11 protein-coding genes and 1 pseudogene are annotated in these 14046 nt (G+C 37.3%); 4 read left to right on the top strand and 8 right to left on the bottom strand.

The window, feature by feature from the left end; translation table 11 throughout:
* The first annotated feature begins 223 nt into the window (after positions 1-223).
* Complete coding sequence (gene cotC, locus AAGG74_RS05000) at positions 224-433, top strand: spore coat protein CotC (protein ID WP_162101754.1); 210 nt, start codon at positions 224-226, stop codon at positions 431-433.
* Positions 434-876: 443 nt separating this feature from the next.
* Complete coding sequence (locus AAGG74_RS05005) at positions 877-1089, top strand: hypothetical protein (RefSeq protein ID WP_429674705.1); 213 nt, start codon at positions 877-879, stop codon at positions 1087-1089.
* 589 nt (positions 1090-1678) lie between these two features.
* On the opposite strand, the gene AAGG74_RS05010 is transcribed toward AAGG74_RS05005, so the two are convergent.
* On the bottom strand, positions 1679-2518 hold the full coding sequence (locus tag AAGG74_RS05010; protein WP_429674706.1) for a thymidylate synthase: 840 nt from the start codon (positions 2516-2518) through the stop codon (positions 1679-1681).
* Positions 2519-2850: 332 nt separating this feature from the next.
* On the opposite strand from AAGG74_RS05010, the gene AAGG74_RS05015 reads away from it, so the two are divergent.
* Positions 2851-3468 carry a VanZ family protein gene (locus AAGG74_RS05015; RefSeq protein WP_162101751.1) on the top strand — a complete coding sequence of 206 codons (618 nt, stop codon included), beginning with the start codon at positions 2851-2853 and terminating at the stop codon, positions 3466-3468.
* Positions 3469-3558: 90 nt separating this feature from the next.
* On the opposite strand, the gene dutA is transcribed toward AAGG74_RS05015, so the two are convergent.
* The 4 genes from dutA to xylA form a co-directional block, all read right to left on the bottom strand.
* Entirely contained in the window at positions 3559-3993 is a 435-nt protein-coding gene (gene dutA, locus AAGG74_RS05020) for a dUTP diphosphatase DutA (protein WP_162101750.1), read from the bottom strand.
* 486 nt (positions 3994-4479) lie between these two features.
* Positions 4480-5178 carry a glycoside hydrolase family 11 protein gene (locus AAGG74_RS05025; protein ID WP_429674707.1) on the bottom strand — a complete coding sequence of 233 codons (699 nt, stop codon included), beginning with the start codon at positions 5176-5178 and terminating at the stop codon, positions 4480-4482.
* 173 nt (positions 5179-5351) lie between these two features.
* A complete protein-coding gene (xylB, locus tag AAGG74_RS05030; protein WP_429674708.1) occupies positions 5352-6851 on the bottom strand; it encodes a xylulokinase in 1500 nt (499 codons plus the stop codon).
* 155 nt (positions 6852-7006) lie between these two features.
* Positions 7007-8341, bottom strand: a complete 1335-nt coding sequence (xylA, locus tag AAGG74_RS05035; protein WP_429674709.1) for a xylose isomerase — start codon at positions 8339-8341, stop codon at positions 7007-7009.
* Positions 8342-8604: 263 nt separating this feature from the next.
* Between xylA and xylR the strand changes: the two genes are divergently transcribed.
* On the top strand, positions 8605-9756 hold the full coding sequence (gene xylR / locus AAGG74_RS05040) for a transcriptional repressor XylR (protein ID WP_429674710.1): 1152 nt from the start codon (positions 8605-8607) through the stop codon (positions 9754-9756).
* 81 nt (positions 9757-9837) lie between these two features.
* On the opposite strand, the gene xynB is transcribed toward xylR, so the two are convergent.
* From xynB to AAGG74_RS05055, 3 genes and pseudogenes are all read right to left on the bottom strand, one after another.
* The gene (gene xynB, locus AAGG74_RS05045) at positions 9838-11439 is read right to left on the bottom strand and encodes a xylan 1,4-beta-xylosidase (RefSeq protein ID WP_429674711.1); all 1602 of its coding nucleotides are present in this window, start codon (positions 11437-11439) and stop codon (positions 9838-9840) included.
* A 37-nt stretch (positions 11440-11476) separates the two neighbouring features.
* Positions 11477-12871: an MFS transporter gene (locus AAGG74_RS05050; protein ID WP_429674712.1), complete on the bottom strand. Its 1395-nt coding sequence runs from the start codon at positions 12869-12871 to the stop codon at positions 11477-11479.
* Between the two features lie 955 nt (positions 12872-13826).
* Positions 13827-13991, bottom strand: a pseudogene (locus AAGG74_RS05055) (hypothetical protein); the annotation flags it as partial.
* Positions 13992-14046: the final 55 nt, after the last annotated feature.

The raw sequence follows: 14046 nt of genomic DNA on the forward strand, positions 1-14046 counted from the left end.
TTTGATTTACCTGCGTAATCAGACATACAGCAGACAAACAGATATAAGATAGTTGATTTGAGCTGATGAATAATCGGCTCTTTGTTTTGACTTATTTTTGTATCATCTTTCTTTTTTCTATGATTTGGACAGCCCTTTTTTCCTTTAACGATATTAACTGTCCAAGCCGTATAATCTATTCGCCATATAATAAAGCGTATTAACAATAAAAGGAGGAGTAAATATGGGTTATTACAAAAAATATAAAGAAGAGTTTTATACGGTCAAAAAAACGTATTATAAGAAGTATTACGAATACGAGAAAAAAGACTATGATAAAAAACATGATGATTATGACAAAAAACATGACGACTATGATAAAAAATATTATGACCACGACAAAAAAGACTATGATTATGTTGTAGAGTATAAAAAGGAAAAGAAACATCACTAAACTCTATTTCCAGCTCCTCGTTTACAGTTTTCCCCCGGCAGATGCCGGGTTTTTTTAAGGTCTGTTGATGTAATATGAAAATTGCCTTACTAACTAAATTTTGCTTTGCATTGAAAATTTAGTACATAGTTTATTTAGTTTATATTAATGTGATTAGCTTTTCAACATAATTTCCAATGTTAGCAGGTTTGTTTTCTTTCGGTGAGTGTTAAAGAGGGATTAAAAACATATTCATGGTCATCGGCAATGAGCCTAAGTATTTGTATCGCACCCGCGGTTGAAATTTCACAATAGCTTTAGTATGATTTTAATTACTTATTCTTTTACTTCAATATAAATATATGAAAGCTTGGTTGCTCATATCCTTGGCTTCTTTTTATAAGTATAATTGTCGGAATATTCTTTTTATAACAAGCTATCATGTCATGTAGGGTGGAGTTTGTATGAAATACGCAAAAACAAGTCTTATCGGAATAATATTAGTAGTTATTGCTCTTCTAGTATCAATGTATTTTATGTTTAATACAAACGCATTGATACCTGCTGGTTATGATTTAGCCATTCATGGAGTTGTGATATCTCGAACAATTATGATCGCTTTTACTTTGTATCTAGTTTCAAAATTAGGATATTTTCTTCTTAATAAAAAAGATTAGCTATTTAAGCTGATCTTTTTATTAAGAACATATTCCCCGCGCCAGTCATCTTGATTTAGCTTTTCTCCACATTCTTTAACCTGCCCCCACAAAAGTCTCGCCCTTAAGTCGATTCTTTATTTATGCTACAACCGACTAAAAGAAGTGACCCTTCTCTCCCAACCCCTAACAGCTTCTCTCGCCTTCTCAACACCTGATCACTTCAACCTTGTACTACCACAATTTTTCATGGTATGATTTTCTATGAAAATTTTATCCAGAGGTGTAACTGATTTGTGTAAAAATAACAACAAAAAAAAGAAACGTTACTTAAATATCATCCTATTCTTGTTTAATTGTTGGCCTTGTTCTTGATATCATTTTTTATTGTCATTATTTTCATTTGAAAAACGACTGAATAAATCAATCGCCGCAGAGTGAAGAGGGTCTTCTTCACCCTCATCCTAAATGGCCTGCGGCGTAGTTTTCATCTCTTAAGAGGAATTGTTCGTGTCATTCTCTCAGCAGCCCACCGCAATTCTTTACCTTCTTCAATCTGATATAACACCATCTTTCGATCATATCACCGTTTAATAAAAAAGAGGCAGCATTAAACAGCTACCTCAAATGAAAGCTTGTCCCCGTGTTTATAGCTGATTAACTTGAAATCATCTATGGTAAAGTCATAAAAATCTTTGACTTCAGGATTGATCCATAATTCAGGTGCTTCGAACTGTTCTCTTTTCATTTGAATTTTCAAGTTGTCTATATGACGTGTGTATACATGGCAATCCCCAATGTTAAAAATATATTCACCAAGCTCATAACCAGTAACCTGAGCTACCATGCGCTGCAACACATTATACTGGAATACATTGAATGGATTCCCCAAGGCCATGTCATTGCTTCGCGCTCTTACCTCGAGGTGGATCTTTCCTTGCTTAACATACCATTGAGTTTCGTACACACATGGCGTTAAGGCCATTGAGTCTAATTCATCTGGATTCCACAGCATCGTAATGTGTCTCCGTGAAGATGGATTGTTCTTCAATTGATGTAGAAGATAATCAACCTGATCCATTTTTTCTCCATTAAGATTTCTGTTTTTCTTCCCCAGCTGAAATCCATATGCATGTCCAATGGTGCCATCTTCTTGTTTCCACTGATCCCAAATATGTACGCCCATCTTGTTTAATTCATTAACATCGTTCGATTTTAGCTGCCAAATCCAAAGCAATTCTTTAATGGCTGTTTTCCAAGCAACCTTTTTTGTCGTTAAAATCGGAACTTCCGAGTTGTCGAATCTCATTTGCTTACTGATGACACTTAGTGTGTGAGCCGGTGTTCCATCTGAGTCCCACTTCGTTCTTACATGAAATTCTTCGTCTGAGATTCCATTCGTCATAATGTCCTTTATAATTGAGTTGTATTGTTTATCGAATTGAGTCATAAAACCTTCCTTTATCCAATCTTTAATCTGAAATCTTTCTGTGCTTATTTTAACATTCTTATCTCCAATCTTGCTTACTATGATACATTAAATTTGCAGCAACCTTATAAGAAAATTCGAGCACTTTGAAGATTTTGTCGTTGTATTAATTGAAACTGATTAAGCCTTTTGTTCATTAAAATAGGGCTTATAAAGCTCTTTATTTGTTGGTAATGCTCTCTCTTTCCTCCTTATTCATTAATTTTTTAAAAGTATTCTTTTATTGAAACCTGAGTCAACTTCTTTTCCCTATTTATGTTAAAATGAATTAAAAAGGAAATTGTGGTGTATTTATGCTAGACTCAACTTCTCTCTTGCCGTACTTAATAGCTCTTTATTTTTGCTTTATATTTTATAGACTCATTAGACGAGTCCTTTACAAAAAAAGCCGGCTCCCCATCCATAAACATCTCGTTATCTTTTGTTTATTTGTTTACTTTTTCAACTTGATAAGTGTTACATTATTCCCTATGCCAATTGATGCTGATTTAATTAGGGATATGAAGTACGACACTTATATCCCATTTGTTTCAGGAAATAATTTTATCCCATTTCACTTTTTTGCAGACGTTTATCATGAAGGTTTACAATTTTATGTAATTAGATCTATTGGAGGAAATTTAATATTATTACTGCCTGTTGGCTTGTTGTTTCCTCTTTTATTTAAGAAATTAAATAATGCAAAAAGAATTTTGCTAATAGGTTTTTTCATATCTTTGTTTATTGAATTAACACAGCTTTCGTTTTCAGTGTATTTAGGTTCAGTTTACAGAAGCTTTGATGTAGATGATTTAATGCTTAATACCCTAGGTACTTTAATAGGGTATTGGTTCTTTTACATCTTAAGGAGATTTCATAAAAAATTGAGTTATCATATTAAGAATAACTCTTCATCAATAAACATTGAATAATTTTGATATTGTTTCATTTGATTATATATACCTTGGCTGTAATCTCCATTGTTCAGATCATACATCAAACAGCCAAGGTTTTATAATAGTTTATTTCGTTCCTGTTGAACCGAGCCCGCCCCTGTTTTCATTGTCCAAATGCTCAACTTCAACCAATTCTACTACTGGCATTTTCTTCATAATCCTAAACTGACAAATACGATCTCCCTTTTTAATTTCTGTATCACGTAATGCATAAGCAGGAAAGAACCAGAAATCGTTGTCACCCTTATATGACTCATCGATAACACCCATTGAATTTGTTTGAATCACACCAAAGTTCTTATATGTACTTGAACGCGGAACGACATGCGCTTCGTAACCTTCAGGAAGCTCCATTGCTACACCTAATGGGACAAGTTTGAATTCATCTTTTTTAATTGTTACATCTTTAGCTGCTCGAAGATCAATCCAATCTCCTTGCTCAATTTTGCTGATCCTTGTTTGTGTTTCATCTAGATATTTGATTTTAATTTGCATTGTCATTTGTATTGCTCCTTTAATATTTTTGAATGATCATTCAGCAAGACCCGCTCTTGTACTGTGTGCATCGGTTATAAATTGAACGTCTTCATAATCATACTTTAACGCATTGAAGGGGAACGTTTCAATGGCATTTTTGTTTTTTTACAGTAGATCAAGACACAGTTATGAGATGCTATCAAGAGGACAAGTTCGCAATTACGTCAACAAGCTCTTCAAATTTTGAAAACGAATTCCTCTTTTTATATCTCCCTGCTTAAACGTCTTCCTGATTTATGTAACAAGGAATCGACCGCATTGAGACGATTCCCTTTTTTAATTTTTGAGTATTAGTTCCATAAACAATTCCGCTCACAAATCATGTCCATATCGTTATAGCCAAATACCCCTGCACCTTAATGTGAGGGGTGTTTTCTGTGCACACAACATTTCGGGTTACAAGTGTTTTGACTGATACCAAATCAGGATTTAAATCAACACGGAAACAGATTATCTGCTTGTCCCGCTAATAGTCAGGATGTTAGACGTTACATCAGCGCTTCCATTACTTTGATATCCCTCTACAGTAAGCGCTGTCTCATACATCTTACCCATTGGCATTCCTAAACTTTCCCACTTCTTGAAGTGTTCGCTGACAGATACAGTTCCGCTCGTTCGCTTATTCTGCCGGACACTCCAGTATTGTTTAAAGGTTGTGATACCTATAATGGAAGGTTGATTGATTCGCTCGGTCTCATAAATGTCATATGTGCCCCCATCAACAGTAATTGTCCCCTTAGGTGTTCCGGTCGGTCTATAGGTGCCCCAGTTATCGACAATGTAGTATTCAACGAGCGGGTCCTTCGTCCATCCATACACACACAGATAAGAATTTCCGCCAGGATTGAAGGATGCGTTGTAATGAAATGATATGTTTCCTAGCTGCGAGTGAGTTTTGGTTGAATCGAATTTCTTTCCTTTTCGGAATAACGCATTTCCAATGTTATTCCACTGGGCACTAAATGCGCCGCCGCTATTGAGCGTCATACTTGTGTTTCCATAATCCTTCCACAATTCATAGTCATAGCCATCTTGGGAGCCGGTTTGATTGGAGGTGATTGTAGTTGCCGCCTGTGCGGACCATGCAGGTAATAACAGCGCGAAACTAAATAAAACAGCTAACAAACATTTCATTCTATTTTGTTTCATTTGGCATTCCTCCTCTTTGATTAGATTGTGTCTTTGTCTTAAGGACTTACCGGAATGTTTATTCTCACCACCTTTCAAAATGACAGAAGGCAGCAGATTACATTGTTGTTATATGATTGTTCCTGCAAGGCCATTGATATGATTAGCAGTTCATTTTCTTTCGCTATTTATCTTTAGTTTTTTCGAAAACGCTTCAAATCTGTATTGAGATCCTTTGTCTGAGTGTAAATGTTCTTGTACAAATCGAATAGTGTTTTATACTTTTGAACATTTTGTTCCTTTGGATAAAATACAGCAGCCTCACGAATAAACTGCTCTGCACATTCTTCAAGAGATTCAAACCAACCGCTTCCAAAGGCAGCCAGCATAGCAGCCCCCAAGGCTGGACCTTGTTCATTTTCTAACTTGATCACCTTCGTATTGAAAATATCAGCCTGCATCTGAAGCCACGTTTCATTTTTCGCTCCTCCGCCAATAGAAACAACAGTATGAACTGACTTTCCCGCTTCTCGTAATAACTCAATGGATTCATGTAAAGAGAATGTGACGCCTTCCATTACCGCCCGTAAAAAATGCTCTCTTGTGTGAGCCGCATCTATTCCGATCAGGCTTCCCCGAATAGAAGAGTCAGCATGCGGCGTTCTTTCACCAACCAAATAAGGAGTGTAAAGCAGTCCATATGCTCCTATGGGAATAGCCTCCACTCCCTGTAATAATTGCTCAAACGATTCGTTTGGTGCGAACGTTCTTTTAAACCAGTCCAAGCTATATCCTGCAGCAAGCGTGACACCCATCGCATAAAAAGAGTCCTTTTTTCCATGATTAAAAAAGTGCACTTTCCCTTTAAAGTCTCTTTCTTTATCTTCTTCATAGGAAAGTATGACTCCTGATGTTCCAATACTGCATAATGTTTTTCCAGCTGAAAGAATACCGGCTCCGATCGCACCGCAAGCATTATCTGCTCCACCAGCGAACACTTTTGTTTTTTCCAATAGCCCGGTCTTCTTCGCAACGTTTGGAAGCAGTGAGCCTACACAATCATGAGATTCAACAAGCGGAGGACAAATACTTGTAGAAATACCAAATCGCTCGCAAATCTCAGCGCTCCACTCCTTGCGGGTCATATGTAAAAGTAAAGTGCCTGCTGCATCAGAGTATTCGGTGTGAAGAGCACCAGTCATACGGAATCTCACATAGTCTTTCGGAAGCAAAAAAACTGCGGATTTTTTTAAAAGTTCAGGTTCATGTTCCTTCACCCATAATATTTTCGGTAATGTAAACCCTTCCAGCACACGATTTTTCGTGATGTCAAACAGATGATCGCCAAATGTTTCGGTTATCCTGATGCATTGAGGCGTCGTTCTCGTATCATTCCAAAGAATTGCATGACGCAATACCTGCAGATCCTGATCAAGCAGTACTAACCCATGCATTTGCCCTGAAAAGCTTATCCCGTCAATATCCTTAGCTTCAATGTTTGAGATAGAAACCAATTCAGCCAATGCACGTATGGTTTGCTGCACCCAATCTTCAGGATTTTGCTCACTATATCCCGCATTCTCTTGGATAAGCGGATAACGTTCGGACGTTTCTGCACAGACCTTTCCGTTTTGATTCACTAAAATGGTTTTAACAGCACTTGTCCCAAGATCGATTCCAATGACATACTTCACGTTTTCGCTCCTCCTTTCTAAATAAATCCCCAATTATGCAAATGACCCGCCATAACAATAAGAAAAAGGAAAGAAATCATGACGGGTATTCGGCGGTCACTTGGCTACTCCGCTATAACTTTTTGCGGCAGGATCTGGCGTTTCCTTTTCATTTGTTATCCTTCTAAAATATATTGATTCAATATCGCTTTTAACCGTTCCTGCCTTCCAGATTCGTTTTTAATTGATTGATTATTAAGCGCATATTGCTCAAGCGTTTTGAAATTAGCTCGCCCTTCTGTAATTTCAAGACCAATTCCTTCCGTATAGCTGCGATAACGATGTTGAATCACATCTTCAAACACACGATCTTCAATCAATTTATGGGCGACTTTCAATCCTCTTGCAAATGCATCCATTCCTGCAACGTGGGCATATATTAAGTCAACAGGTTCAAAAGAAGATCTTCTGACCTTCGCATCAAAGTTTAATCCGCCGCTTCCAAGGCCGCCATTTTGCAAAATTTCATACATTGCTAATGTCGCAGAATATAAATCTGTCGGAAATTCATCCGTGTCCCAGCCTAAAAGAGGATCACCCTGATTCGCGTCAACAGAGCCCAGCAGGCCATGTACTCTTGCCATGCGTAATTCATGCTCGAATGTATGTCCGGCTAAGGTAGCATGATTCGCTTCAAGATTTAACTTAAAATGATGGTCTAAGCCGTATTGCTTTAAAAAGGCAATCGTTGTTGCTGCATCTGTATCATATTGATGAGTCGTCGGCTCTTTTGGTTTTGGTTCAATCAAAAACTGCCCTGTATATCCGATTTCTTTCGCATAGTCCACTGCCATATGCATGAATCTCGCCAAATTATCAAGCTCCAATTTCAAATCGGTATTTAACAATGTATCGTATCCTTCACGGCCGCCCCAAAATACGTAATTCTCGGCACCAAGCTCTTTTGCTGTTTCTAACCCTTTTTTCACTTGTGCTGCAGCATACGCAAACACATCTGCATTGCAAGAAGTCGCGGCACCATGAACAAAACGGGGGTTCGTGAACATATTTGCAGTATTCCATAATAGCTTAATGCTGCTTGTTCTCATGTACTCTTTCATCATGCTCACAATAATATCTAAATTTTGATTTGTCTCTTTTAACGTACTTCCTTCTGGTGCAATATCTCGGTCATGGAAAGCAAAGAATGGCGCATCTACTTTTTCAAACATCTCAAACGCTGCTTCTACCCTTGCCTTCGCTAGATCCATGCCTTTATAGTGATCCCACGGTCTTTGCATCGTAGCAGCCCCAAACATGTCTGTGCCGTCAGCGGTGAATGTATGCCAATAGGCAATCGAAAATCGCAAATGCTCTTTCATCGTTTTTTCGCCGATTACCTCTTTAGCATTATAATATTTAAATGCTAAAGGATTAGTGGAGCCTTTCCCTTCGTAAACCACTTTGTTTGCGCTTCCAAAACTAACTGAACCAGAATGAGATTGAACCATGTGATTTCCCCCTTAAAAAATAAATTGAAAACATGATGACTCAAATCCAACACAATTTTCGCTGGATTGCAAACGGTTACAAGTTAGTTTGTCGTCTAAACAAACTAACTTATTTTCATCTTATATAACCTCTTCAGTATTTTCAATATTTTTTAGTTTTTTATGAACATATTAGATATAATAATGGCAAGATGAGCTATGAACGGTGTCTCATACTAAAAACTCAAACTAACATGAAAGACTATACAAATGGAGTGGATGAAGTGACTATCGCTGATCAAACCTTTGTCAAAAAAGTAAATCAAAAGTTATTATTAAAAGAAATTCTGAAGAATTCACCTATTTCAAGGGCAAAATTATCAGAAATGACTGGATTAAATAAATCAACTGTGTCCTCACAGGTCAACACGTTAATGAAAGAAAATCTTGTATTTGAAATTGGCCAGGGACAATCCAATGGCGGGAGAAGACCCGTCATGCTTGTTTTTAATAAAAAGGCTGGGTATTCTGTAGGAATAGATGTCGGTGTGGATTATATGAATGGCATTTTAACAGATCTTGAAGGCACGATTATTCTTGACCAACACCACCATTTAGAAAGCAATTCTCCAGAAACAACCAAAGACATGTTAATTGATATGATTCATCATTTTATTACGCATATGCCTCCATCTCCGTATGGGCTTATTGGTATTGGCATATGTGTGCCCGGACTTATTGATAAACATCAAAAGGTTGTTTTCGCTCCTAACTCCAACTGGAGAGATATTGACTTAAAATCTTTCATACACCAGAAGTTTAATGTGCCTGTTTATATTGAAAACGAAGCAAATGCTGGCGCATATGGAGAAAAAGTATATGGTGCTGCCCAAAAGTACGATAACATTATTTATGCAAGCATCGGCACTGGAATAGGCATCGGCGTTATCATCAATCACCACTTATATAGAGGCGTAAGCGGATTCTCTGGAGAAATGGGACATATGACAATAGACTTTAACGGCCCTGCATGCAGTTGCGGAAACCGCGGCTGCTGGGAATTGTATGCTTCAGAGAAAGCTTTAATAAATTCTCTTCAAACGAAAGATAAAACAGTGTCCAATCAAGATATCATAGATCTCGCCCACCTGAATGATATTGGCACCTTACATGCTTTACAGAACTTTGGATTCTACTTAGGAATAGGTCTTACCAATATTCTAAATACGTTTAATCCACAAGCTGTTATTTTAAGAAACACCATAATTGAATCGCATCCAATGGTTTTACATTCAGTTAGAAGTGAAGTTTCATCAAGGGTTTATTCCCAATTAGGCAATAGCTATGAATTATTGCCATCTTCCTTAGGGAAAAAAGCACCTGCATTAGGGATGTCATCCATTGTTATCGGACATTTTCTGGATATCGCTGTATGATTAAATTGTTATGATCAACACTCATCTTCAAAGATGAGTGTTTGACATTTTATTCAAAGCTGCTCCTATTTCTCGTGCTCATTATTTTTCTGTATAGCGAAAATATTTAAAGTCGGCCGGAATATGATGACCACTGGTATCTTGGCATTGCATCCCTACAAAGGCTCCTGTAAAGAAACCGCCTCCTCGGATGTAATCATCTGATAATTTTTTTGATTCTAATGCTATATCAATATCGTGCCAATCTTCTTTATTAAAAGAATAGCGATAAAAATATGTTTCTTTTTCAATCTTTACTCTTATATATACATACTTTACTTCACTAGGAATTACAATTTTATTTTTTAATGGCTGTGAAAAAGAAAAGTTATCACATATTGTTAATTCAAGAATGCGTCCAAGTTCTTCATCATGTGTGACTTGAAGAGCCGTCCAGTTCTCAGTATTGTAGTAGTTCACCAATCCAGCGGCTTGCTGAAAATTCTCCGGATAAAACTTAACAGCTGTTTCCGCTTCAAAATGGAAACTTTGCCAACGTCTAGCTACAAATGCCTGAGTAAATGTTGAGGTTAATGATTCATGACCGTATAGTCGTAAATGATTTGGAACTTGAGTCAATGAACCTAATTCTTTTGTAAACGGAATCCTTAATGTTTGAAAATGAATATTTAAGGTTGAATCATTGAATTCATCAACTTCCGGATAGGTTGCAGGAAATATTTTTTCAGGTATAGCAGGTGCTTCCACCTCTAAGCTTCCTTCTTTTCCGCCTGCTACGTAAGGCCATTCATCTTTCCAATAAAGTTTTTGAATCGCTGTTTCTCTGCCCAAAGGACAGTATCCTCTCTGCTGAAAAATTGAATCATCGTCTGGATGAATAGGACGTCCCGTTAAATGAGCTAAATACCACTCATCAGTATGTGTTTGCACAATGGATGCATGTCCGCATTTTTGCAGTGGATTTCCTGGATCATGCCATGACGTTAAGAGCGGGTTATCAGGATGAACTTCATAAGGCCCTTCAATAGTTGCAGAACGGGCAATTGTCGCAGCATGCTCGAACCGTGTTCCTCCTTCTGCGGTTAATAAATAATAATAGTTCCCGATATGATAAAGGTGAGGAGCTTCTGTCAGCTTTCTATCCGTTCCTTTAAAGATCACTTTCGGTTTACCGATTAGTTTTTGCTCCTCATCAGAATATTCCTGTATGACAATGCCTCCGAATGAGTGCCGATCAATACGCTGATCCCACAACATATTTAATAAATATTTTTTCCCATCCGTATCATGGAACAACGAAGCATCAAATCCCGAGCTATTTAATGTGATCGGCTCCCCCCAATCACCATCAATCGTGTCACAAGTCACTAAATAATTGTGGCAATCTTTCCAGGCGCCATCTACTACCTTAACATCCGTATAGATCAGCCAAAACTTTCCGTCGCTGTAACTTAAACATGGCGCCCAAACCCCGCCTGAATTAGGGTTTCCTTTCATATCTAATTGTGAAACTCTCTGTAATGGATGTGCAACTAATTGCCAGTTCACTAAATCTTTTGAATGGTGGATTTGAACGCCTGGAAACCACTCAAATGTAGATACAGCGATATAATAATCCTCTCCTACCCTGCAAATGCTTGGATCAGGGTTGAACCCTTTTAATACCGGATTTTTAATCTTCATTTAAAACTCCTCCTCAGCTTATGTCACGTATCAATTTTTAAGCCTTGAATTCATCGATATTATCCAAATAAACTTTATCTCTATTCTCTAATTCTCTTACCATGTTTTTATATTGTTTCTCATCTAAATTATAGAAATGAATATCCACCATCGCTAGAATCAGTAAGAACACAGGAATAATAGTTGTTGTAATTAAAATTCCCGTTAATGCCTCCGGCGTTTGCACCTGATTTGCCACATATCCAAACTTATCTAGGACCAGTCCTGGTACGACCCCTCCTAAGGCCATGCCGAATTTAAAGAAAAATCCGATAATAGCATATATAAGCCCTCCCATTCTTTTTCCGGTCTTATATTCTCCATATTCTATTGTTTCAGGAATGAGCGCCCACATATATCCTCCGGCAGTCAGACTTCCAGCAGCAGCAATTAACCGAAAAGAGAGGATAAGGAATACATTACTTGGGGGAACAAACAGTAAAGCTAAGAGACCGATTATATTCAGTAATAATGCATAGTTTAGTAATTTTTTCTTCCCCAATAATTGATGAAGCTTCGGAATAAAAGGTAGAATGACCAAAGCAGGCAAACTTCCTAACAGCCCATACCATTTCACTAAATCCGGCCTGTCTAAGTTATACGTTACATAATAGATGCCAACCGAATTACTGATTGAATTCACTCCAAAAATAATAATAAAGAAAATACTTAATACAACAAGCGGACGATTAATACGGAACTGCTCAAATATATCCGAAAATTTAATTTTCTCTTCAGATTTTTGAAGAGTGACGCGCTCTTTTGTGCTTTTAAAACAAAAGATTAAAAGGCATCCGCCTATGAATCCCATAATTGCCATGGTTAGCTGCCAGCCAAGAGATTCGTTGCCGGAAGTATCACTTAAATAAGCAGCAAGTAAGGGAACAAAAAATGCAACGACAAGTCCCCCAAGATTCGCAAACAACATACGAACTGATGTTATACTAACCACTTCTTGATTATTTCTAGTCATGGCAGAAGTTAACGCGCCGTATGGAACGTTTATCGTTGTGTATGTAAGCGACAAGCCAACATAGGTGATATAGGCATATATTAATTTTCCCATATCCGAAAAATCAGGGGTTGTAAAACAGAGTATTGCCAGTACGACAAATGGAAAAGCTCCGAATAAAAGATACGGCCTAAAGCGTCCAAATCTGCTATTCGTTCTGTCGACTATTGTGCCAATGAAAGGATCAGCGAGAGCGTCGATGATTCTAACCACTAAGAACATAGTTCCAGCTGTTGCTGCCGATAAACCAAACACATCTGTATAGAAAAACAAAAGATAAGTGGACACCGTTGCATAAATTAAATTACATGCAAAATCTCCAGATGCATATCCAACTTTTTCAGCCATTCTGATCTTCTTCACAGTTTTTTCACCGGGCATGATTTCCCCTCCCTTTTTGGATGAATACGAAACAGTATGGCGAATGAACGGTCGTAAAAGCGCTTTCAAAACAGCAAAAAATAATACCGCTTACTTTCTCGGCGCATTTTCTCCATATAAGCGGTTATCAGCAAGCAGAAGCGCACCTTATATACTTAGAAAAAGACAACAGTACTGGTTTCCTTCCCGTTACAACGAGCCTCATCCCCCCCTTCCATCCTTATTTAGCAAGAACCTTATCTTGGGACATATTAGTTTGTCGACTAAACAAACTAACTTGACTTCATATTATTAAATCCTTTCCGGTTTTTCAACGTTTTTTTCTGAAAAATAAAAAGTCCTAAGACAGATATTGATTGATGCCTTCATTTTATATTTCGTTTCTCAAACTTAAGAAAGATCGCGTATCAATGTAGCATCAGATGAGATGCTACATTGAAGAATTTGAAAACATGACTTGGCTAAATGCGATTTCAAACTCCATTAAACTGACGGTCGCGTTTCAACATTTATAAATCCACACTGCGAATGATTTATGTGATTTTCTCGCTTGTTCACTTATTTTATATCAGTAGGAAAGGTTCCTCTCCTACCACACGCCCGCTTCTAATGTTCTTCAGTCCGTTTATGAAATACACGAACGATGATTGCCGCAACGAACAATAATACGAACAATCCAAAAGCCATTGACCCATTTTTTAAGATCATCCCAAAAAACAATAATGCGAAACCTGACAAAACAAATAGTATTTTACTTAGAATATTGATCATTTACATTTCCCCACCATCAAAGAATATATTAATGTCAATCATACCTGCAGTATTCACACAAGCATAGCTAGCTGTACCTACTTGAACCCTGCCTTGAATGGCTAACTAGAGTGATGATTTTTCTGTTTTGTGAAATATAAAAAGCCAGAAAGTATAGAAGGAACTCTCTAGTCTATTAACTAATCTACCAGCTATAATATATAAAATTAATACCAAAATGAATAATAAACATTAATTCTGAATTCCTATAGTTATCTAATAAGGACTTGTTATAAACCTTAAGGTAATCATCAACAGTTAGCAAGTGATATGCCGCGCTGTCAACTTCAAAACCCCCTAGGTTATTATAGCAGTTACCTTTTCAAGTCAAAGAGCCGGATAATAACGGAACAATGTCTAACTCT

Origin of the sequence: Bacillus mexicanus (genome assembly GCF_050445615.1) — a bacterium.
In the GTDB taxonomy this organism is placed as follows: Bacteria; Bacillota; Bacilli; order Bacillales; family Bacillaceae; genus Bacillus; species Bacillus mexicanus.